This window comes from Streptomyces eurocidicus (assembly GCF_002891295.1).
GTDB lineage: Bacteria > Actinomycetota > Actinomycetes > Streptomycetales > Streptomycetaceae > Streptomyces > Streptomyces eurocidicus.
In genome coordinates this window covers 243,533-266,586 of the sequence record NZ_LGUI01000010.1, presented here as the reverse complement: position 1 = coordinate 266,586, position 23,054 = coordinate 243,533, and the positions used below count along the sequence as shown (strand labels likewise).

Below are 23,054 nucleotides of genomic sequence, written 5' to 3'. Positions count from 1 at the left end.
GCCCGTCCCACCACCGCCGGACCCGCCCGGCACGCCCCGCGGCCGGGCACCGGGGCGCGGGCCGGGCCGCCCGTACCGCCGCCCTCCTCGCCGACCCGCCCACCGCGCTGCGCACCGCCCTCGCCGCCCAGCTCGCCGAGGCCGCCGAACCGGTCACCGCCTGGCTCCGGAAGCTGCGCCTGCTGCACGATCTGCCCTTCTCCGCGCTCGTCCCCGACGAGAGCGCCCTGCCCGCCGAGTCCCTACGGGTGTTCTACGTCGACCCCGGCTGGCTCACCGCCCTGGTCTCCGGCGCCGCGGGCATCGCGATCACCGGCGAACTCGACGCCGCCGTCGCCCGCATCGCCGCACCCTGGGCACGCGGCGACGAAGCCGTCACCCCGCGCGCGGGCGTCCTCATCCGCTCCGCGCTCGTCCGGGAGTGCCCCGGCCTGCTCGTCCGCCCCTACCGGGGCCACGGCGACACCCGGAAGCCCATCGCCGTGCTCCGCCAGGACACCCTCGGCCCCGACGTCCTCCTCGTCCTCTTCGAGAACGTGCCCGACGAGATCGAGCTGGCCGAGCCGCCGGAGGGACTCTCCTTCGGCATCGACACCGACCTGGAGGGCCGCCGCACGATCAACCTGCGGCGCGTCGACGCCCCCGTCGCCCAGGAGATCACCGGCGAGGCGTTCCCGCACCCCACGGGCCCCGGCGGGCTCGACGCCCATCTGCGCCCCGACCCGGCCGGCCGCCCCGCCGTACTCGACCTGCGCCCCGCCGACGGCGCCGGCCTGCTGCGCGCGCTCGGCGCCCGGCTGACCGCCCTCGGCCAGGAAGCCGCCGCGGACTTCGGCCCCGCCGGACTGGCCACTCAGCTCGTCAACGCGCCCCTCCGCCAGCTCATCACCCGCGAGCCGGCCCGATGACCGCACACCGTCCACAGAAAGGGCAGGAAGGCGCAGTGACGGACACCCCGGAAGCGGCCGCCGCACGGCAGCCGCTCGTCGTCCCCATGCAGATCGAGGCCCTCGCCGTCAACGAACGGGTCCGCCTGGCGGAGGTCTTCCAGCGCTGGCAGGCCAACTACGCCCTCACCCGGCTCAACCTGTCGCCCGAACCGCCCGCGTTCTCCAACACGGACACCGCCTTCAACTCCGACCCCGCGCGCGAAGGCGTCTATCTGCACTGGCAGTTGCCCGAGGCCCTCACGCACGGCACCGACACCGACGGCGACGGCGTCCCCGTCTTCCCGCTCGTCCCCAACCGGTGGCTGGTCGTCCGCCAGGCCGTCGCCACGGGGTCCGAGGAGCGCACCAACACCGGCTGGATCGTCGAGAGCGACTTCCTCGACCCGGCCCACGGCGCCAGCCCCTACATGGACCGCGAAGGGCGCCTCACCCGCATCGGCCGCCGTGTCGACCTGGCCACGGGGGAGTGGAGCGAACCCGGCACCCCCGGCGGGCTCTTCCTCACCGCCGTCGGCCCCGGCCTGCCCACGTTCGCGGCCTACCAGCCCTACAACACCGACGTGTTCTCCGTGCACGACCCCACCGACGACCTCGACCCGCGGGCCGCGTGGCAGCTGAACTACCTCGTCGCCGGCTGGTACGGCGACCCCGCCGCGGACCCGCTGGCCGGTGACCTCGCCGCCCGCATGGCCGCCCTCCGCTGGACCGCCGAAGGCACCCCGCCGGACACCGCCCGCACCGTCTGCCACGGCACCGTCCTCGACCTGGCCTGGCAGCGCCAGGGCAGCCCGCTGCCCGCCTCCGACCGGCCCGACTACGTCACCATCGGCGTCGGCAACAACACCGAGCACGCCACCAAGGCGATCGAGGAGCACGCGGGCCGCCGGGCCGGTGCCCCGCCCGAGCTCGCCGCGCTCCTCTCGGCCGTCCACTCCGGCGTGCTCGACCTGCTGGAGGAGCCCGACGGCCAGTTCCAGGCCGAACGCGCCGTCCACGCCTCCTGGTTCACCCCCACCCACGCGGGTTACGCCTGGGTGCTGGAGGACGTCCCGCCGGAGACACCCGCCCGGGGCACGCGACGCCGGACCCGTACCGCCCGGACCGCGTACGCCGAGGTCCTGGCCCGGCTCAACACCGCCCAGGCCGCCCACGACGCCGCCGTCCAGGACCTGATCGCCGCACAGCGCAGGCTCTACGACCTGTGGTGGGCCGCCAACCTGCCCAAGGTCCCCGAGGCCCCGGGCGAACCGGCCGGCGCCTACCGCGAACGGCTCGACACGCTGGTGCGGTCCACGACCGAGGAGGCCGGGGCCAGGCGCGACACCGTCGCGGCACTGCGCGCCGCGATCCCCTGGGGCGCCTCGCCCGGCGACCTCGACGACGCCGTCCGCGCCTACCAGGACGCCCACGGGCTGCCCGCCGACCAGGTCGTCCTCAAACGGGACGTCCTGCCCGGCTTCCAACTGCCCAACGACCCCGTCGTCGTGATCCGCGGCACCAAGGACCGGCCCCTCCCGCCCGACCCCGAGCAGCCCGCCACGGCCGGCCTCTACACGGTTCCCGAGGGCGCGTACGGCGAAGAGGAGGAGGACGAGGACCCGCCGCTCGCCTGCCGCTGGCCGGCCGCGCTCGTCACCGGCGTACGGGTCGCCGGCACCACGGTCTCCGCGGGCCAGGCGGACACCCCCGTACCACCCCATCTGCCCGCCCCCGACGGCCTGGCCGGCGTCCTCGGCGCCCTGCTCCGCGAGCTCCTCCACCTCGCCTCCTCCAACGCCCGCGCCCTCGCCCGGGCCGCCGGCTACCAGGGCGACGTGACGGCGCTCGCCGAGGCCATGCGGGCCCCGGAGGAGAACGCCGTCGGCACCCCGGGGGCGTACACCGCCGCCTGGCGCCAGCCCTGGTCACCGCTGTTCTTCGAGTGGAAGGTCGACCACTTCCCCATCGAGTGGCAGGGCGACCCGGGCGGCGGGGGCGCCGGGCGCGCCAACTGGAGCTTCGACGGGACCTCCTACCGCTGGCTCGGCACCGGCGCCCACCCCGTCCCCGTCAGCCTGCGCGGCCGCCAGTTCCTCACCCCCACCCCGGGGAAGACCACGGCCGCCGCGCTGCGCCAGTACGCCCGTACCCACCCGGGGCCGGGCGCCGCGGCCCTGCGCGCCCTGGCCCGGCAGGCCGACGACGCCGGCCTGTTCGCGCAGCCCCTCGTCGGCTTCACCGAGCAGCTCGCGGCGCGCGGCCACACCCCGGCCTCCCTCAACCCGCACTCCCGGCTCTCGCCCGGCCTGCGCACCGCGCTCACCGAGGCGGCCGCCCGCACCCTGCCGCCCGACCCCGGCGCCCGGCCTCGCCCCTTCACCGGCTGGAACGCCTCCCTCTACCAGCCGCTGCGCGCCGGGCAGTTCGCCTTCGAGCGGCTCGCCGTGATCGACCGCTTCGGACACACCCTGCCGGCGATCTTCCCGGACCCGCGCGCCCTGCTCTTCGCGGCCGGGAACGAACCCGGCGACGTCATCGGCGTCGGCGTCCCCGCCCGCCGCTTCGCCCCCGAGCTCCCCGAGGAGCTCACCCCTTCCCTCAAGGACCCGGACCGGCCCGGCCAGGGCCACCACACCATCAACCCGCCCACCTGGTACCGCTTCACCCAGCTCACCCCGCGCCTGGTCCAGCCGGCCCGCGCCGGGTTCACCCTGCTCGACGCCCGGGACGACCTCAACCCGCTCACCACGTCGAGCGACCCGGACACCACGGCCGTCGCGGCCTGGCTCGTCCCCGGCCACCTGGACCGGGCCCTGTACGCCTACGCTCCCGACGGCGCCCCGCTCGGCGAGCTGCGCACCACGCTCCCGCCCGACGGCGTCCCCCGGGCCACCTGGCACCCGCTGCCGTACTCCCGCTACCGCACGGTCGACGAGCTGCGGGAGGACCACCGGCACCTGCACGACTTCCTGGTGGCCCTGACCGCCGCCGACCGGGGCCCGGCCGCCCTGCGCGCCCTCCTCACGGTCATCGACCGCACCCTGTCCACGACCGCGCCGCTCGGCGACACCCCGCCGCCGCACACCCCGAGCGTCCTGCTCGGCCGCCCGCTCGCGCTCCTGCGCGTCCGCCTCGGCATCGACCTGGACGGCCCGCCGTACGCCGACCCCGCCTGGCGGAACCTGCGCGAGGGGACCCCGCCCGGCTACCCCTCCTACCGCTGGCCGGTCCGGCTCGGCGAGCGCAACGAGCTCGCGGACGGCCTCGTCGGCTACTTCCACGGCGACCACCGCGCCACCGACTACAAGCTGCTGCACACCGTGCTCGACAGCCGGGAGCTCCCCGCCGAGGCCCGCGACTACTTCGCCCCCATCGGCACCGGCGCCTCCCTCGCGCTGCCCGCCCGGCCGCCCGGCAGCGACCCCGAGAACCGGGACGCGGCCTTCCTCACCCTGCTCGCCGACCCGCGCGGCACCGTGCACGCCACCACCGACATCCTGCCCACGGCGGAGGTACGGCTGCCCGCCCGGCTCGTCGAGCCGCCCCTCGCCGAGCTCCCGGTCTCCTTCCGGCTGGGCCCGCTGCCCGCCACCCCGTACGCGCCCGAGCCGGACCCCGCGGGCAACGGCGGCCGCGCCGCCCACCCGCCCGCGCTCCTGCTGCCCCGCCCCTCCGACCGGCACGGCACCTGGACCTGGGTGGAGAGCGCCACCGGCGACCGGTGGACCGAGGCCGACACCTACGCCGCCGACGGCGAGGCCCACCACCCGCACCCCGTACCCGCCCTGCGCACCGGCCGCCTCACCCTGCGCCCCACCCCTGCCGCCGAGACTGCCGCCGAGACCGCCGCCGAGACCGAAGGAGACCGCCGATGACCGACGCGCCCCGAGCGGACCAGGGCCCCCTGCTCACCTACGCCCTGACGACCGTGCCCAACCCGCTCACCGCCAGCCCGCCGAACGTCAAGCCCGGCGACGAGGACGAGAACTCCTACGCCGACATCGACCTTGTCATCTCCAACAGCGGCAGTACGCCCGTACGGTGCAGCAAGATCGCCATCGTGCTGCCCGTCGGCACCCTCGCGCAGGACCTGGCGCTCACGGGCGAGGGCATCTCCGCCTACGTCGAGCCCGACTCGGGCTGGACCGTCGTCGACGTGCAGTCGGACGTCCTGCTCGCGGTGCCGACGGCGGAGACCGCGGTGTTCCCGGCGGCCGGCGCGGAAGGCCCCTCGAAGGTGCGGTTCAGCATCGCGCCGCGGGGCGGGGAGAGCGAGGTCACCGTCGACGGGCTGTACCTCACGCTCCGCCGGATCATGGTCAGCGACAAGGCGGGCGTCGCCAGGATCGAGATCGAGGAGTGGGCGACGGAGGAGGGGACGATCCCCGACACGCCCCGCACCACCACCCTCGACGTCGCGAAGTTCCCCTTCCGCAGCGGGGCCGACCCGGCCCCGGGCATCGGCCGGGCCCTGGTCGCCCTCACGAGCCAGGGCGGCCCGCCGGCCACCCGCGTCGCCGCGAACGCGCCGGTCCGCCTGGAGTGGCACCACGTGCGCGGCGACAGCCACGAGCTGTACATGGACGGCAGGCGTGTCACGGACGCCGGGATCGCGGGCGGCAGCAAGTACGACGTCCCGGCCGACACCGTACGGCGGGACACCGCGTTCGCGCTGAAGACCGTCACCCCCACCCCGGACGGGGGCTTCGTGGTCCGCTGGGACCACCTGACCGTGTGCGTCACGGACCAGACGCTGGACGCGCTGACGGTGAGCGGGGCCCTCCAGGCGAATGGCAGCCTGACGACGGGCAGCGCAGGCGAGACGAAGTTCAACCACCCGGTCTCCGTCCTGAACGCCAAGAAGCTGACCGCGACCGGCGAACTGCGCGTCGACGGGAACGCCTCGGTCGGCGGCACGGCCGGGATCACCGGGAAGCTGACCGCGGACGGGGACGTCCAGGTCAACAAGACGTTCACGACGGGCACCGCCGGAGAGTCCGTCTTCTACCACAACGTCACGGTCTATACGCCGTCCAAGCTTGTCGTCGGCAAGGACATGCAGGTCAACGGCGCGGTCACCGGCTCCCTCAAGGTCACGGGCTCGCTGAACGCCGACGGCGACGTCACCCGGGGCGGCAAGGGTGTGCTCGCCCACTACGACACGATCAGCATGAAGAACACCGAGAAGGGGGGATACCTCTACGCGCCGGCCTACGACTACGACGGTGACCGCGGGTACATCTTCCGGTGGAAGCCGGGCAATCCGATCAGCAACGGCTACTGGAAGATCGAGCGGAACTCCACCACGGCCGAGGCCCCGCAGGGCGTCCCGGCCGCCGAGGACACGCCCGGCGCCGCGGAGCCCCCGGCCGGGGAGTGATCACGGTAGGTGACTTTACGTGTCCGTGGAGTCACCGTACCGACTTGTGACCGAACCGTCGCCCCCTCCGTCGCAACCCCGGCCACGCCGGGGGAGTCCTCCCCTCCAGTAGGCTTCCCGGCGCGCGTCCCCTCCACGGGCGCGCGCCGGGAAGCGGTCGTCAATCGGGAGGAACCGGCGTTGCACATCCAGGAATGGCTAGAGACAGTACCGGCGGTCGCCGTCTACCTCCTGGTGGGCGGGGTCATCGGGCTGGAGAGCCTGGGCATCCCGCTCCCCGGTGAGATCGTCCTCGTCAGCGCCACGCTGCTGGCCGCCACGCAGGACCACATCAACCCCTACGTGCTCGGCGCCTGCGCCATCGCCGGCGCGATCGTCGGTGACTCGATCGGCTATCTGATCGGCCGCAAGGGCGGCAAGCCGCTGCTGGAGTGGCTCGGCCGGAAGTTCCCCAAGCACTTCGGCCCGCACCACGTGGCCACCGCCGAGCGCTCCTTCCAGAAGTGGGGCATGTGGGCGGTCTTCGTCGGCCGCTTCATCGCCCTGCTGCGGATCTTCGCCGGCCCGCTGGCCGGTGTGCTGAAGATGCCGTACTGGAAGTTCCTCATCGCCAACGTCCTGGGCGGCATCGTCTGGGCGGGCGGCACCGTCGCGGTGATCTACAGCGTCGGCAAGGTCGCCGAGGAGTGGCTGAAGAAGTTCTCCTGGCTCGGCCTGGTCGCCGCCGTGCTGTTCGGCCTGGGGTCGTTCGTCGTCATGCGGATCAAGGCCAAGAAGGCCGCCCGGTCCGCCGAGGCCGAGGCCGCCGCACGCCCGGCCGGGACCGAGGCGGTCGCCGCCGCCGAGTGAACCGGAGCGCGATCGTCTGAAGCGCCGGGAAGGCCCCCGGCTCCCCCAGGGCGAATTCGAGGGGTCGTTGCAACACAGGTGATCAATTGGCTGTGGCCAGGAGCTTAGCGAGACGCTCGGCTGGGGTTTCCCAGCCGAGCGTTTTGCGTGGGCGGCTGTTGAGCTCGGCCGCGACGGTGTCCAGTTCCTGACGGCTGTAGCGGGCGAGGTCGGTGCCCTTGGGGAAGTACTGCCGGAGCAGGCCGTTGGTGTTCTCGTTCGAGCCTCGCTGCCAGGGACTGCCTGGGTCGCAGAAGTAGACAGGCATGTCGGTGGCTGAGCTGAACTCCTTGTGCAGGTGCATCTCGGAGCCCTGGTCCCAGGTGAGGGAGCGCTTGAGCTGAGTGGGCAGTGCGGAGACGGCCTGTATGAGCGCGTCGCGCATCTGGGCGGGCTGGCGGCCGTCGGGGAGGTGGACCAGGGCGACGAAGCGGGTGGAACGCTCGACGAGGGTGCCGATGGCGGACTTATGGGCCTTGCCGATGATCAGGTCGCCCTCCCAGTGGCCGGGGACCGCGCGGTCCGAGACCTCCGGCGGACGCTCGCTGATCATCACCATGTCCTTCGCCATGCGGGGCTGTCGCTTGGCCGACTGGCGGTGCGGCCGGCGCATGGCACGTCCGGTCCGCAGGGCACGGGTCAGTTCGCGGCGGAGTTCACCGCGGCCCTGGACGTAGAGGGCTTGGCAGATCGTCTCGTGGGCCACGTGCATCTCCGGCCGGTCGGGAAAGCGGGCCCGCAGAGCGTGACATATCTGCTCTGGGCTCCAGCGACGTTCGAGGTGGCGCTGGACGAAGTCCCGCAGCTCGGGGTTCTGGCCGAGCTTTCCCGGTTTCGGGCGGGGTCGGCGGGCGTCGGCCCGGGACTGTGCGGCGTGTGGACGATAGGCCCAGCGGGACGCGTTCCCGCGCAGGGGCATGCCGTTGCGGCGTATCTCCCGGCTGATCGTCGAGGGGCTGCGGCCCAGCTCGCCCGCGATGGTCCGGATCGATGCCCTTTCGCGCAGCCGGTCGGCGATGTGGATGCGCTCGGACTCCCGCAGATAGCGGCCAGGGCCTGCCGAAGACGGCTCCCGGTGGACCGGGGGACGCGCCTTCGACAAGCCCTTGTGGGCGCGGCGGCCGTTGCGCCACACCTTGCCGGTCCGCGGGTTGATCCCCACGATCCGGCATGCCTCTTTGTTGCTGTAACCCTGCTGCACGAGCTGGAAGTATGCCGCCCGCTCAGCGGTCAGCTTCTTCCGTCCCTGCGGCTTCCGGTCCTCCCGGATCTGGTGGTCCATCGCATCCCCTGAGCTGGGGTGTTGCGACGACCACTAGAACGGAAGCAGGGGAGCCGGGGGCCTTCGCGTGCGCGGGGAGGGGCGGCTCAGCCGCCCGCCTGGGTGATGCTCAGCCGCACCAGGTCGGCGAGGGTCGGCGCGGAGCGCTTGGCCCGGATGCGGCGGGTGTACGTGCCCACGGTGTGCACGCTGATGCCGAGCCGCCTGGCGATCTGGTGGTAGGTCAGACCGGCGCCGATGTGCGCCAGTACTTCGCGCTCGCGGGGTGACAGGCTGGGCAGCCCGCTCCGCGCGGTGTGGCCGGGCATCATCTCTCTCCATGGGTATGGCGGTGGAGCCGGCACGCCGTACCGCGCGGCCTGCCCGGCTTGTGGCCCGGCCCGGCCGTGCGCACAGCGCAATCCCCGTGTGACACACCAGGATCTAACCACGAGACCGGTGAAAAGCAAGCAAAAAGTGGCGCCGCCCACTTCTCACCGGCCGACTCCCGTGAGACAGAGCAGGAGGGGTCGGGGGGAGGATGTCAAGTCCCCAACTCGCGTGGCTCCAGACCCGCTTCGAACCGGGCGACTGTGGACGCGACCTCCGCCGACCGCGGCGCCCATCGGAGGCCGACTGGAGGGGGAACGCGCGTGGGGCACTTCCGGCTGCTCGTCGTCGGGAACGGAATCTCGGCTTACGGCAGCTACCTGAACATGGTGGCGCTGAACGTCTTCGTCTACCACGTGTCGGGCAGCGCGCTGGTCGCCGGCCTCTTCATGGCCGTACGCCTGGTGACGAACGTGCTGGCGGGCTTCGTGGCCGGGCGCCTGGTCTCCCGCCACGACCGCAAGCGCCTGATGGTCGGCGCCGACCTCACCCAGGCCGGTGCCCTGCTGCTCCTGCTGCTGTCCCCGGGCGCCGGACGGGTACCCCTGCTCTTCGCGCTGGCCGTGGTGACCGGCGCCTGCTCGACCCTGTCCCAGGTGGCGCTCCGCAGCAGCGTCCCGGAGATCGTCGGCCCCGGGCTCCGTACCCGGGCCAACGGCCTGCTGGTCACCGGCCGTTCGCTCGCCATGATCGCCGGATTCGCGTCCTCCGGCGTGGTCGTCGCCGGGCTCGGCTACGGCTACGCCTTCGCGCTCGACGCCGCCACCTTCCTCGTCTCCGCGACCGTCCTCCTGCTGCTGCCGATCCGTACCCGCGCCGTGGCGGAACCGGACGCTCCGGCGACGGAGGAGGGGAGCGCCGCCGAGTGGGGCGTCCGCCTCCTGCTGCGGACGGCGCCGCTGCTGGCGGTGATGATCGCCGTCCGGGCCGTCGACGGACTGGGCTCCTCGTCCCACAACGTCGCCCTGCCCCTCTACTCGGACAGCCTGGACCCCGGCCACCCCGCCACCTTCGTCAGCCAGTTCTGGGCCACCTGGGCGCTCGGGAACATCGTCGCCCAGCAGCTGTGCGGCCGCTTTATGACCAAGGGCCGCCGCTCACCGGGCGAGCGCGCCTTCGCCGTCGGGTCCTGTGTGATGTCGGCGGGGTTCATCCTGGTCTTCTGCGGGCTGCCCACCGTCCCCGCCATCGCCGCCGCGCTGGTCGCCGGGGCGGCCGACGGCTTCACCGAGATCGTGTACGTGACCCGGCTCCAGGCCGCCCCCGACGCGCAGCGCGGCCGGCTGTTCGGGCTCTCCGCCTCCGCCGAGAACACCGGCTTCGGCCTCGGCATGATCGTCAGCGCCGCCCTCCTCGACCACTTCGCCCCCCTGCCGGTGGTGTCCGTCTTCCACGGCTGCGCGATCGCCCTGTGCCTGGTCCTCCTCGCCGTGCTGTTCCGGCGCGGGTCCGCGCTCGCGCGGCGCGAGGGGGACGGCGGCGCGCGGGAGGCGGCGGCCGGCCGGGACCTGCCCACCGCGGAAGGACACAGCGCATGAGCACGACCACCGCCCCGGCCCCCGGCCCGGGCCCGGCCGTCGCCGTCATCGGGACGGCCTTCCGCCTCCCCGGCGGCGCCGACACCCCCGAGGCGCTCTGGCGCGTCGTCCGCGACGGCACGGACGCCGTCACCCGCTTCACCGAGGACGAGCTGGCCGCCGCGGGCGTCCCCGAGGAGAAGTACCGCGCCCCGGACTTCGTCGGGGCCGCCGGGATCCTGGACGACATCGCCGGCTTCGACGCACCGCACTTCGGCATGAGCGCCCGCGAGGCCCGGCTCACCGACCCCCAGCACCGGATGTTCCTGGAGGTCGCCCAGCACGCGCTGGAGGACTCCGGCTACCCCGGCGAGCGCGACGGCACCCGGATCGGCGTCTACGCCACCACCGGCTACCACCTGTACTCCATGGAGAACTACCTGCTCAACAACGTCCTCCCCGGCGAGACCGGGGACGACTGGCTCTCCCGGATGCAGATCATGGTCGGCAACTACACCGACTTCACCGCCAGCCGCGTCGCCTACCGCCTGGGGCTCACCGGACCCGCCGTCAGCGTCCAGACCGGCTGCTCCGGTTCGCTGGTCGCCGTGCAGCAGGCCGCCCAGGCGCTGCTCCTCGGCGACTGCGACGTCGCCCTCGCCGGCGCCACCGCCGTCCATGTGCCGCAGGTGCTCGGCTACCGCTACGTCAAGGGGTCCATCCTCTCCAGGAGCGGCCGGCTGCGGGCCTTCGACGCCGCCGCGGACGGCACCGTCGGCGGCACCGGCGTCGTGGCCGTCGTCCTGAAGCGCCTGGACCGGGCGGTCGCCGACGGGGACACCGTCCACGGCGTGATCCGCGGCTGGGGCGTCACCAACGACGGCGCGGGCAAGAAGGCGTACGCGGCGCCCAGCGCCGAGGGCCAGCGGGCGGCGATCCGCCGGGCCCTGGAGCGGGCCGGCGTGGGCGCGGACACCGTCGGCTATCTGGAGACCCACGGGACCGGCACCCTCAAGGGCGACCCCATCGAGTTCGACGCCGCCACCGCCGCGTTCCGCGAGGACACCGCGCGGACCGGCTACTGCGCGCTCGGCTCGGTGAAGGCCAACATCGGCCACCTCGACGTCGCCTCCGGACTCGCCGGCCTGGTCAAGACCCTGCTGGTGCTCCGGTACGGCGTCATCCCGCCGATGGCGAACTTCAGCACCCCCAACCCCCTGCTGGATCTGGCCGGCAGCCCCTTCCGCATCCCCCGGACCGCCACCCCCTGGCCGCGGGGCGACACCCCGCGCCGCGCCGGCCTCACCTCCCTCGGCGTCGGCGGCACCAACGTCCACCTCGTCCTCGAACAGGCGCCGGAACCCGCGCCCCGGACCGGCCGTGCCCGCCCGCCCGGCGTCGTGCCGGTCTCCGGCAGCGACGGGAGGGCCCTCGCCGAAGGCGCCCGCGCCCTCCGCGACCACCTGCGGCGCCACCCCGGTACGGACCTCGCCGACCTCGTCACCACCACCGCGCTCGGCCGTGTCCACGGCCGGCACCGGCTCGCGGTCCGGGGCGAGAGCCCCACCGCGCTCGCCGACGCCCTCGACGCCTGGCTCACCGACCCGGCCACCGCCCCCGCCGTCACCGGCACGGCGCCCCGCGAGGGCGCCGCCCCCGTCGGCCTGATGTTCACCGGACAGGCGAGCCCGTACCCCGGCATGGCCACGGCGCTGTACGAGCGGTTCCCCGCCGTACGCGAGGTCCTCGACGCCTGCGAGCGCCTTCACGCGGACCGCTACGGCGGCTCGCTCCTCGACGGGCTGCTCGGCACCGGCGCCCCGCCCGGGGACGGGGTGTGGCCCACCGACACCGCGCAGCCCGCCCTCTTCGCGCTCCAGTGCGCGATCGTCCGGCTCTGGCGTGACGCCGGCCTCGCCCCGGACGCCGTCACCGGCCACAGCGTCGGCGAGTACGCCGCCCTCCACGCGGCGGGCGCCCTCTCGGTCCAGGACGGCCTCCGCCTCACCGCGGAGCGCGGCCGGCTGATGCGGCACCGCTGCGCGCCGGGCGGAATGGTCGCCGTGCCCCTCGACCGCGCCGCCGCGGCGGCGCTGGCCGCCGAGGTGCCCGGCCTGGAGCACGCCGTCACCAACGGCGCGCGCGGCCAGGTGCTCGCCGGGCCCGCCGCCGCCGTGGACACGCTCCTCGCCCTGCTCGACGAGCGGGGGATCCGGGGCGAACGGCTGCCGGTCGACCGGGCTTTCCACACCGCGGCCATGGACCCGGCCCTGGCACCCTTACGGGCGGTCCTCGCCGAGGTGACCTTCCGGCCCGTGACGGTCCCCTTCGTCAGCGGGCTCGACGGGCGCGTCCACGGCCCCGGCTGGACCCCGGACGCCGGCTACTGCCTGCGCCAGACGCGCGAACCGGTCCGCTTCGACCTGGCGCTGCGCGCCCTCGGCGAGCGCGGCCTCGCCGCCGTCGTCGAGGCGGGACCGCACACCACGCTCAGCGGCCCGGCCCGGCGGGCCCTGCCCGGCGTACGGGCCCTGCCCACGCTGCGTCGCGGCGCCGGGACGGCGGCGCTGTGGTCGGCGGCGGCGGAGCTGCACTGCGCGGGGGCGGACATCGACTGGCGCCCGCTCCTCGCGGGGTGCGGAGGCCGGCGGATCCCGCTGCCCGGCTATCGGTTCCAGCACCAGCACTACTGGACGGGGCCGGCGCCGACGGCCCCGCGTACCGGAACACCAGCGACAGATGGAGTCACAGTGGTACAGCACCAGGCAGCGGTCGAACGGGTTCTCCGCAGCATCGTCGAGTCGACCGCCCGGCACCTCGGCCACGACCCGGCCGCGATCCACGGCGAGACCTCCTTCTTCGACCTCGGCGCGGACTCGCTGCAGATGATCAGCGTGTTGCGGGAGCTGGAGCAGGAGCACCGGGTCAAGGTCGCGATGCGGGAGCTGTTCGAGGAGACGGGCACCCCCCGGCAGCTCGCGGAGCTCATCGTCGGCCGGATGCCGCGGCCGGAGCGGGGAGAGGAGCCGGCCGTGGTGCCCGCGCCGCCGGCCCCGGAGCCTGTCCTCCCGGAGCCGCCGGTCGCGGCCCGGCCCGTCCTGCGGCAGCCGCCCGCGCCCGAGCCGGCACCGGCCGCTTCCGCGCCCGCTCCCGAGTACGCCACCCGGGCCGAGCTGGAGGACCTCGCGCACAAGCTCCACCAGATATCGCAGATACAGCTCCAGATGATGTCCCAGCTGTCGCAGTTGCTCGCCCTCCAGACGGCCGCCGCGACTTCCGGGCTCGGCGTCGACAACGTCATCGGCGCCAACGGCCTCGGCAACGGCAAGGCCGCCCGGTGACCGGGCTCGGCGCCGCCTCCGCGGCCCTCGACCGGGACCTGGCCGCCATGGCCGAGCTCTCGCAGCGCATCGCCCGCCAGTTGGGCACACCGGAGGCCGCGACGGCCCCGGCGACCACGGACATCGCGGAGGCCCCGGCCGCCGCTGCCGCCCCGGAGGCGCCGCCGCAGCGCTCGCACGGCCCCCGGGTGGACGTCGCGCGCTCCTCCGGCATGGTCCGCGGCGCCTCGCCGAGGTCGCAGCAGGACCACCTCGACGACCTCGTCCGCCGCTACACGGCCAAGTCCCCGACGTCCAAGAGCATCGCCCAGCGCTACCGCCGGGTGCTCGCCGACAGCCGGGCCGTCGTGGGCTTCCGCAGCGGGACCAAGGAGATGCTGTACCCCATCGCGGGCCGCCGGGCGAGCGGTTCGCGCCTGGAGGACGTCGACGGCAACGCGTACGTCGACATCACCATGGGCTTCGGCGTGCTCCTCTTCGGCCACGAACCGGCCTTCGTGACCGAGGCGGTCCGCGAGCACCTGTCGCGCGGCATCCAGCTCGGCCCCCGCACGATCGAGACCGGCGAGTCCGCCGAGCTGCTCGCCGGGCTGACCGGCATGGAGCGGGTGGCCTTCGCCAACTCGGGCACCGAGGCGAACTCCGGCGCCATCCGGCTGGCCCGCGCCGCCACCGGCCGCGACAAGATGGTCATCTTCAACGGCGCGTACCACGGCCACGCCGACACCGTCCTCGGGCGCTCCTCGGGCGCCGGGGCCGACCGGCTCACCGTGCCGGTCTCCAGCGGCATCCCGCACAGCGCCGTCGCCGATCTGCTGGTCCTCGACTACGGCAGCCAGGACTCGCTGGACGCCATCGAGCGGCTGGCCGGCGAGATCGCCGTGGTCGTCGTCGAGCCCGTGCAGAGCCGGCACCCGTCCCTCCAGCCGGTCGGGTTCGTGCGCGCCCTGCGGGAACTGACCCGGCGCCATGGCATCGTGCTGATGTTCGACGAGATGCTGACGGGCTTCCGGCCCGCCGCGCGCGGCGCCCAGGAGCTCTACGGCGTCACGCCCGACCTCGCCACCTACGGCAAGCTGCTGGGCGGCGGCTTCCCGATCGGCGCCATCGCCGGCCGGGCGGACATCATGGACGGCGTCGACGGCGGCCACTGGTCGTACGGCGACGACAGCTACCCGCCCGCCGACACCACCTTCTTCGGCGGCACCTACATCCAGCACCCGGTGTCGATGGTCGCGGCCCGTGCCGTGCTGACCCACCTCAAGGAGCACAGCCCCACGCTCCAGCAGCGCCTCAACGCCCGTACGGACGAGCTGGCCGCCACCCTCAACGCCTTCTTCGAGGCCGAGGAGTACCCGCTGCGGATGAGCCACTTCGGCTCGCAGTTCCGCTTCGACCACCGCGCGGACATGGAGCTGCTCTACCACCACCTGATGCTGCGCGGCGTGCACGTCTGGGAATGGCGCAACTTCTTCCTCTCGACCGCGCACTCCGACGGCGACATCGAATTCGTCGCGGACGCCGTCAAGGGGGCCCTGCGGGAGCTGCGCGGCGCGGGTTTCTTCCCGGGCGGAGGCCGGACGCCGCAGGCACGAGCCGCAGCGCTCGCGCCTGCGGCGAGTGCCGCGCCTGCGGCGAGTGCCGCGCCTGCGGCGAGTGCCGCGCCTGCGGCGAGTGCCGCGCCTGCGGCGAGTGCCGCGCCTGCGGCGAGTGCCGCGCCTGCGGCGAGTGCCGCGCCTGCGGCGAGTGCCGCGCCTGCGGCGAGTGCCGCGCCTGCGGCGAGTGCCGCGCCTGCGGCGAGTGCCGCGCCTGCGGCGAGTGCCGCGCCTGCGGCGGCGAGTGCCGCGCCTGCGGCGAGTGCCGCGCCTGCGGCGAGTGCCGCGCCTGCGGCGAGTGCCGCGCCTGCGGCGAGTGCCGCGCCTGCGGCGAGTGCCGCGCCTGCGGCGAGTGCCGCGCCTGCGGCGAGTGCCGCGCCTGCGGCGAGTGCCGCGCCTGCGGCGAGTGCCGCGCCTGCGGCGAGTGCCGCGCCTGCGGCGAGTGCCGCGCCTGCGGCGAGTGCCGCGCCTGCGGCGAGTGCCGCGCCTGCGGCGAGTGCCGCGCCTGCGGCGAGTGCCGCGCCTGCGGCGAGTGCCGCGCCTGCGGCGAGTGCCGCGCCTGCGGCGAGTGCGGCGAGTGCCGCGCCTGCGGCGAGTGCCGCGCCTGCGGCGAGTGCCGCGCCTGCGGCGAGTGCCGCGCCTGCGGCGAGTGCCGCGCCTGCGGCGAGTGCCGCGCCTGCGGCGAGTGCCGCGCCTGCGGCGAGTGCCGCGCCTGCGGCGAGTGCCGCGCCTGCGGCGAGTGCCGCGCCTGCGGCGAGTGCCGCGCCTGCGGCGAGTGCCGCGCCTGCGGCGAGTGCCGCGCCTGCGGCGAGTGCGCGCCTGCGGCGAGTGCCGCGCCTGCGGCGAGTGCCGCGCCTGCGGCGAGTGCCGCGCCTGCGGCGAGTGCCGCGCCTGCGGCGAGTGCCGCGCCTGCGGCGAGTGCCGCGCCTGCGGCGAGTGCCGCGCCTGCGGCGAGTGCCGCGATCGTCCCGGCCATGGCCCTCAACGCGGTCGCCACCCGCCCCGTGGTCCCGGCGGCGCAAGCCGCCCCCCGCACCACCGACTTCAGCATCTACTTCTTCGGCGACTACCCCCAGGACGACGACGCCCCCCGCCAGGGCAAGTACGAGCTCCTGATGGAGACCGCCCGCTTCGCCGACCGGAACGGGTTCCACGCCCTGTGGATGCCCGAGCGGCACTTCCACTCCTTCGGCGGGCTCTTCCCCAACCCCGCCGTGCTCGCCGCCGCGCTCTCCCGCGAGACCGCGCGGATCCGGCTCAACGCCGGCTCCGTCGTCCTGCCCCTCCACGACCCCGTCCGGGTCGCGGAGGAGTGGTCGATGGTCGACAACCTCTCCGGCGGGCGCATCGGCATCGGCGTGGCCAGCGGCTGGCACGCCCACGACTTCGTCTTCTTCCCCGAACGCTTCGGCCGCCACCGGGAGCTGATGTACGAACAGCTGGAGGACGTCCGCCGGCTCTGGCACGGCGAGGCCCTCACCCGCGTCACCGGCGACGGCGAGACCGACGTCCGGCTCTTCCCCCGGCCCGTGCAGGACACCCCGCCGATGTACACGGCCGTCGTCGGCAACCCCGCCTCGTACGAGCTCGCGGCCCGGCACGGCCTCGGCATCGTCACCAACCTGATGACGCAGAGCGTCGAACAGCTCCGCGAGAACGTCGCGCTCTACCGGCGCACCCGCGCCGCCCACGGCCTCGACCCGGCCGCCGGCCGGGTCGCCGTCCTGCTGCACACCTACCTGGCCGCCGACCACGACACCGCGCGCGCCGAGGCGTACGAGCCGCTGTCCCGCTACATGCGGGCCTCGCTGTCCCTCTTCGGCGGCGTCGCCAACAGCCTCGGCCACAACGTCGACCTGGCCGCCCTCAGCGAGGACGACCTCGACACGCTCTTCCGCCGCGCCTACGACCGCTACTGCGACCAGCGCGCCCTCATCGGCTCGGTGGACAGCGTCTCGGCCGTCGTCGACGCCGTCACCGCGGCCGGTGCCGACGAGATCGTCTCCCTCGTCGACTTCGGCGTGGCCCCCGACGCGCTGCGCGCCGGCCTCGTGCACGCCGACGCGCTGCGCCGCCGCCACCAGGAGGAACGCCCCCGGCCCGGGGGCGAGGGCGCCCCGCTCTCCCCGGGCCAGGAGCGCATCTGGTTCCTGGAGCGGATGCTCCCGGGCCGCACCGCGTACAACGAGACCAAGGCCGTCCGCCTCGACGGCCCGCTCGACGTGCCCGCCCTGCGTGCCGCCCTGCGCGGCCTCGTCGCCCGGCACGAGGGGCTGCGCACCGTCTTCCGCGAGATCGCCGGGGAGCCCCGGCAGCTCGTCCTGCCGCCCGGCGAACCCGACTTCGAGGTCGTCGACGGCACGGACTCCGGCGAGGCCCTGCGGCACGTCCTGGACACCGAGAGCGCCCGCCTCTTCGACCTCGCCGACGGGCCGCTCTTCGTCACCCGCCTGGTGCGCGAGGGCGCGGACCGGCACGTCCTGGTCCTGTCCCTGCACCACATCGTCGTCGACGCGGCCTCGGCCACGATCCTGGCCCGCGACCTGTCGGCCCTCTACCGGGCCGAGCGCGACGGCGCCCCCGCCGCCCTGCCCGCCCCGGCCTGGAGCTACGCCGACTACGCCCGTGAGCAGCACGAGCGGGGCACGGCCGACGGGGACGGCGCCGACCTCGCGTACTGGCTCGGCGCGCTCGGCGGCGGGCCGCCCGACCTGGAACTGCCCACCGACCGACCGCGCCCCACGACGATGACGTCCCACGGCAGGGCCGTCTTCCGCACCCTCGGCCCCGAACTGTCCGCGCGCCTGCGCGACCTGGGCCGGGGTCACCGCGCCACCCTGTTCATGACCCTGCTCGCCGGTTACGCGGCCATGCTGCACCGGGTCACCGGGCAGGAGGACCTCGTCATCGGCACCCCGATGACGAACCGGCCGGAGCGGGCCGAGGACGTGCTCGGCTTCTTCGTCAACACCCTCGCCCTGCGCGTCGACCTCTCCGGCGACCCGGCGTTCGGCACCCTCCTGGAGCGGGTGCGGACCGTCGCCCTGGACGCCTACGACCACGCCGCCGTGCCCTTCGAGACCGTGGTCCGCGCCCTCGCACCGCGCCGGGCGACCGACCGCACGCCGGTCTTCCAGGTCCTCGCCGAGTTCCAGCGCGAGGAACCGTTCCGCTTCGAACTGCCGGGCGTCACGGCCACCCCGCTGGACGCCGGACCCGACAAGGCCCTCACGGACCTCACCGTCTACTTCACCGACGGGCCCCAGGGCGTCCGCTGCCACCTGGAGTACAACACCGACCTGTTCGACCCGGAGACCGTCGACCGCTTCTTCGCGACCTTCCGGGACATCCTCGACGCCGCCGCCGACGCCCCCACGACCCCGCTCTCCCGGCTCGCCGCCCCCGTGGCGGACGGCGACCCCGTCCCCGGCGCCTGGCAGCGCGGCCCCGTACGCCCGCCCGCCGACGACCCGGCGGGCGCCACCCTCCACGCGCTCGTCGCCCGGCAGGCGGCGGCCGGCCCGGACCGCACCGCCGTGCTCTCCGGCGCCACCGTGCTGACCTACCGTGAGCTGGAGGAACGGGCCGAACGGCTCGCCGCCGTCATTCGCGAGCGGTCCGGCGCGCCCGGCCCCGACGAGACCGTCGTCCTCTGGCTGCCGCGCTCGGCCGACCTCGTCGTGGCCATGCTCGCCGCCCTGAAGGCCGGCCGCGCTTACGTACCGCTGGACCCGGCACTCGGCCGCCCGCGCGCCGAGGCCGTCCTCGCCGGGTGCGGCGCCCGGACCCTGATCAGCACCCGGGCCGCGGCGGCGGAGCTCCACCTGCCCGCCGGACTGGCCGTGGTGACCCCCGACGACGCCCCCACAGGCCCCACCGCCCCCACGGGCCCCGCCGCAGACCCCGGGTCCCTCGCCTATGTCGTCCACACCTCGGGCAGCACCGGCCGCCCCAAGGGCGTCGCCGTCCCGCACCGCGCCGTCGTGGACCTCTGCCACTGGCACCACCGGCGGTTCGGCACCACCCCGGACGACCGGTTCGCGGCCGTGTGCGGCCAGAGCTTCGACGCCGCCGTCCTGGAGATCTGGCCCGCCCTGACCGCGGGCGCCTCGATCGCCGTCGCCGACGAGTCCGTACGGAAGGACCCGCTCGCCCTGGCCCGCTGGTACACCGAGCGGGGCGTCACCTTCACCATCCTGCCCACCGCGCTCGGCGAGGCCGTGCTGGAGCTCCCGGCGGGCGTCCAGCCGCCGCTGCGCCACCTGCTGACGGGCGGTGACGTCCTGCGCGTCCGGCCCCGGCCCGAGGCACCGTACGAGACCGTCAACGTGTACGGGCCCACCGAGGTCACCGTGCTATGCACCGTCGAGACCGTCCTCCCCGGCCCCGGCGGCGAGGAGATCGGCATCGGCCGGCCCGTCGACAACGTCCGGCTGCGGGTGCTGGACGCCTCCGGCGCGCCGGTCCCGGTCGGCGCCGTGGGCGAGCTGTACGTCGGCGGGCCCGGCGTGGCCCGCGGCTACCTCGGCAGGCCCGCCGAGACCGGGGAGCGCTTCCTGCCGGACCCCGACGGCGGCCCGGACGACCGGCTCCACCGCACCGGCGACCTGGTGCGCTGGACGCCGGACGGCGGGCTGCGCTTCCACGGCCGGACCGACGACCAGGTGAAGATCCGGGGCTTCCGGGTCGAGCCCGGGGAGGTCTCCCGCGCGCTCGGCTCCCTCGACGGCGTCCGCGAGGCGGTCGTGCTGGCCCGCCGCGACGGCCGGGGCGAGGCGTTCCTCGCCGCCTTCGCCGTACCGGCGGACCCGGTGGGGGAGACCGCCGCCGACCGGCAGGCGTTCGCCGACCTCATGGCCGACGAACTGGCCGCCCGGTTGCCGGAGTACCTCGTACCGCGCGCCTGGGCGGTGCTCGCCGGCCTGCCCCTGAGCGCCAACGGCAAGCTGGACCGGGCCGCCCTGCCGGAGGCGGGACTCGTCACGAAGGCGACCGTCACCGGGGCGGCTGTGCCCGGGGGGACGGCTCCAGGGGCAGCTGTGACCGGGGTGGCCACCACCATCGGGGCAACCACCATCGGGGCAACCACCCCCGGGGCGGCTACCCCCGGGGCGGCCACCGCCCGGACGGCCGGGGCCGTGACCGCCGCCGGCCGGCGTGCGGCCGCCGAGCCCGGCACCGCCCCGCCCGCCGCCGGGCCGGTCGTCGAGTCGCTGCTGCGCGAGCTGTGGGCCGACCAGTTCGGCGTCGAACCCGGAACCCTCGACCCCGACGCGTCGTTCTTCGACCTCGGCGGGCACTCCATCACCGCGATCCGGCTGATCAACCGCGTCCGGGACGCCTTCGGCACCGACTACCCGATGGTCTCCTTCTACCGGGAGCCCACCCTGCGGGCCATGACGGACCGGCTGGCCGCCCAGGTCGGGGACGACGACGTGGAGGGCCGGGCACCGGCCACCTCCCAGCAGATCCGCTTCGTCACCGCGCACCGCGCCCACGCGTTGCCCCAGGTGTTCAACGTGGCCCTGCGGATCACCCTGTCGGGCGAGCCGGACGTCGCCGCGCTGCGGACCGCCCTCAGCGGGCTCGTCGCACGGCACGAGTCCCTGCGCACCCGCTACGTCGAGGAGGGCGGCGAGTGGTACCAGGAGGTGCTCCGGGCCCGCCCGGTGGACCTCCCGGTCGAGTACGTGGCGGGCGACGCGGCCGCGCGGATCGCCACCGAGCTCGCCGACACCCCCTTCGACCTGGCCGGGGGCACCACCGCACCGCTCCTCCGCCTGCTGCGGACCGGGGAGACCGACTGGACGCTGCTGGTCGTGCTGCACCACTCCATGTGCGACGGATGGGCCGTCAGCCTGCTGCTCAAGGAGTTCGCGGCCCTCTACCGGGCCGCCGTCACCGGCACGCCCGACGGCCTTTCGACGCCGCCCCAGCCCGCCGCCTTCGCCCGGTGGCAGCGGGAGCACACACCGGCGAAGTCCACCGAGACCAGGCTGGAGCACTGGACGCGCGAACTGGACGGTGCCGTCTTCCGGCACGCGCTGCCGCTGGACCGGCCGCGCCCGGAGGCCCTCAGCGGGCACGGCGGAGTCGTCATGTTCACCGTCCCGGCCAGGGTGCGGGACGCCGTGGAGACCTTCGCCAGGCGGCGCGGCACGACCCCGTACGCCGTCACCGCGGCGGCGCTGGGCCTGCTGTTCGCCCGGAAGGCCGGCCAGCCCGAGGTGGTGCTCGGCGTGCCCTACGCGGGCCGGGACCGGCGGGAGTTCGAACAGCTGGTGTCCTGCACGACCGCGGCGTTCGTGCTGCGCGTCCGCGTCGCCGGGGCCGCGTCCTTCGGCGACCTCGTCGACCAGGTGGCCCGCGCCTCGGTCGAGGCCGTCGAGCACGTCGTGCCGCCCCGGGACCTCGCCCCGGCGCTCCGCGAACGGCTGGGCGTCGACATGCCGGCCCCGCTCCCGCTCGGCTTCGCCTACCAGAACTCCCTGGAGGCGGACATCGAGCTGCCCGGCCTGACCGTTTCCGTGGCGGACCTCGCCCCCGCCGCCAGCCGCACGGAGCTCAGCTTCGGGCTCGTCCCCGCCGGGGACGTGTACACCGGCTTCGTGGAGTACACGGCCGACCTGTGGGACCGCGCCACCGTCGAGGGCTGGGTCCGCGACTACGCCGGGCTGCTGGAGGAGGAGACCGGCCGGGCCCCGCGCGACTGAGCCGGACCCGGGGCGGCCGGGGTGGGGCGAAGATCACAGCGCCCGCCCCGGCCGCCGGGGCACCCGCTGAGTACCGTGAGCGGGTGCCCAAGGACCAGAACACGTTCTCCCGCGACGCCTCCGCCGCCCTCGCGGCCTGGGGGCGCCGTGCCGCCTCGCGGGCCGTGCACCGGGGCTGGCGGTGGGTCCAGAAGGCGGGCGCGGTGACCGCCGAGCACCCCGGCCCGTACCGCTTCCGCAGGATCGGCACCGGCACCCGGCTCGCCTTCCCGCTGGGCACGGTCTTCGGCGAGGCGTGGATCGAGCTGGGCGACCACTGCATCATCGGCGAGCAGGTCACCCTGACCGCCGGGATGATGCCGGGCCTCGACCTCGGCCCGGACCCGGTGCTGCGGCTCGGCAACGGCGTGGTCCTGGGCCGGGGCAGCCATGTGGTCACCTCGGCGCCGGTCACCTTCGGCGACGACGTCTTCTGCGGCCCCTACGTCTACGTCACCAGCGACAACCATTCGTACGACGACCCCGACCAGCCCATAGGCCGGCAGTGGCCGCGCAGCGCGCCCGTCACCATCGGCTCCGGCAGCTGGCTGGGCACCGGCTCGGTGATCCTGCCGGGCGCCCGGCTCGGCCGGAACGTCGTGGTCGCGGCCGGCTCGGTCGTCCGGGGCGAGGTGCCCGACCACGCGGTGGTCGCGGGCGCCCCGGCGAAGATCGTCCGCCGCTGGGACGCGGACAGCGGCTGGGTGCCGCCGCTGCGGACGCCCGCTCCGTCGCCCGTCCCCGGCGGGGTGACGCACGAGCAGCTGCTGTCGGTGGCCGACCTGCCGCCGCAGCCGGGGGACCGGGGCGGGGCCTGAATCCCCCTCCGGCACCTCCCGGGAGAGCCGCCCCTGGGAGGCGCCTCCGGGCGGGGCCGTGGGCGAACGGCCGCCGGGCAGGGCGGGACAGCGGCCCGTCGGGGAACGCCTGTCAGGAGACGCCCGTCAGGGAACGCCTGCCAGGGACCGCCTGTCGGGATCGGTCCGTTGGGCGGGACAGCG

General features: G+C 75.1%; 11 protein-coding genes. 9 read left to right on the top strand and 2 right to left on the bottom strand.

Features of this window, described 5'->3' with window-relative positions:
• Positions 1-248 precede the first annotated feature (248 nt).
• From AF335_RS27425 to AF335_RS27410, 4 genes are all read left to right on the top strand, one after another.
• Positions 249-908, top strand: a complete 660-nt coding sequence (locus tag AF335_RS27425) for a hypothetical protein (protein WP_102921106.1) — start codon at positions 249-251, stop codon at positions 906-908.
• A 35-nt stretch (positions 909-943) separates the two neighbouring features.
• Positions 944-4,804 (top strand): hypothetical protein, encoded by a 3,861-nt coding sequence (locus AF335_RS27420; RefSeq protein WP_102921105.1) that lies wholly within the window; start codon positions 944-946, stop codon positions 4,802-4,804.
• Positions 4,801-6,309, top strand: a complete 1,509-nt coding sequence (locus tag AF335_RS27415) for a polymer-forming cytoskeletal protein (protein ID WP_102921104.1) — start codon at positions 4,801-4,803, stop codon at positions 6,307-6,309. Before AF335_RS27420 ends, AF335_RS27415 begins: the two co-directional genes overlap by 4 nt.
• 180 nt (positions 6,310-6,489) lie before the next feature.
• The gene (locus tag AF335_RS27410) at positions 6,490-7,158 is read left to right on the top strand and encodes a DedA family protein (protein ID WP_102921103.1); all 669 of its coding nucleotides are present in this window, start codon (positions 6,490-6,492) and stop codon (positions 7,156-7,158) included.
• A gap of 82 nt (positions 7,159-7,240) precedes the next feature.
• Here AF335_RS27410 and AF335_RS27405 read toward each other — a convergent pair whose 3' ends face one another.
• Both AF335_RS27405 and AF335_RS27400 read right to left on the bottom strand, forming a co-directional pair.
• Complete coding sequence (locus tag AF335_RS27405; protein ID WP_102921102.1) at positions 7,241-8,479, bottom strand: IS30 family transposase; 1,239 nt, start codon at positions 8,477-8,479, stop codon at positions 7,241-7,243.
• An 86-nt stretch (positions 8,480-8,565) separates the two neighbouring features.
• Complete coding sequence (locus AF335_RS27400) at positions 8,566-8,787, bottom strand: response regulator transcription factor (protein WP_102921203.1); 222 nt, start codon at positions 8,785-8,787, stop codon at positions 8,566-8,568.
• Positions 8,788-9,111: 324 nt separating this feature from the next.
• Between AF335_RS27400 and AF335_RS27395 the strand changes: the two genes are divergently transcribed.
• The 5 genes from AF335_RS27395 (at position 9,112) to AF335_RS27375 (ending at position 22,871) form a co-directional block, all read left to right on the top strand.
• Positions 9,112-10,386: an MFS transporter gene (locus AF335_RS27395; protein ID WP_102921101.1), complete on the top strand. Its 1,275-nt coding sequence runs from the start codon at positions 9,112-9,114 to the stop codon at positions 10,384-10,386.
• Positions 10,383-13,706 carry a type I polyketide synthase gene (locus AF335_RS27390; protein ID WP_102921100.1) on the top strand — a complete coding sequence of 1,108 codons (3,324 nt, stop codon included), beginning with the start codon at positions 10,383-10,385 and terminating at the stop codon, positions 13,704-13,706. The genes AF335_RS27395 and AF335_RS27390 overlap by 4 nt, the downstream gene beginning before the upstream one ends.
• 47 nt (positions 13,707-13,753) lie before the next feature.
• The gene (locus tag AF335_RS36000; RefSeq protein WP_244927185.1) at positions 13,754-16,417 is read left to right on the top strand and encodes an aspartate aminotransferase family protein; all 2,664 of its coding nucleotides are present in this window, start codon (positions 13,754-13,756) and stop codon (positions 16,415-16,417) included.
• Positions 16,306-22,014, top strand: a complete 5,709-nt coding sequence (locus AF335_RS27380) for a MupA/Atu3671 family FMN-dependent luciferase-like monooxygenase (RefSeq protein WP_244927184.1) — start codon at positions 16,306-16,308, stop codon at positions 22,012-22,014. The genes AF335_RS36000 and AF335_RS27380 overlap by 112 nt, the downstream gene beginning before the upstream one ends.
• Before the next feature lie 83 nt (positions 22,015-22,097).
• A complete protein-coding gene (locus AF335_RS27375) occupies positions 22,098-22,871 on the top strand; it encodes an acyltransferase (RefSeq protein WP_102921099.1) in 774 nt (257 codons plus the stop codon).
• Positions 22,872-23,054 lie beyond the last annotated feature (183 nt).

Excerpts from the sequence above, each read along its gene's own strand:
- AF335_RS27415 (WP_102921104.1), top strand. The coding sequence starts at position 4,801 with ATGACCGACGCGCCCCGAGCGGACCAGGGCCCCCTGCTCACCTACGCC.
- AF335_RS27405 (WP_102921102.1), bottom strand. The coding sequence starts at position 8,479 with ATGGACCACCAGATCCGGGAGGACCGGAAGCCGCAGGGACGGAAGAAG.
- AF335_RS27400 (WP_102921203.1), bottom strand. The coding sequence starts at position 8,787 with ATGCCCGGCCACACCGCGCGGAGCGGGCTGCCCAGCCTGTCACCCCGC.
- AF335_RS27390 (WP_102921100.1), top strand. The coding sequence starts at position 10,383 with ATGAGCACGACCACCGCCCCGGCCCCCGGCCCGGGCCCGGCCGTCGCC.
- AF335_RS36000 (WP_244927185.1), top strand. The coding sequence starts at position 13,754 with ATGGCCGAGCTCTCGCAGCGCATCGCCCGCCAGTTGGGCACACCGGAG.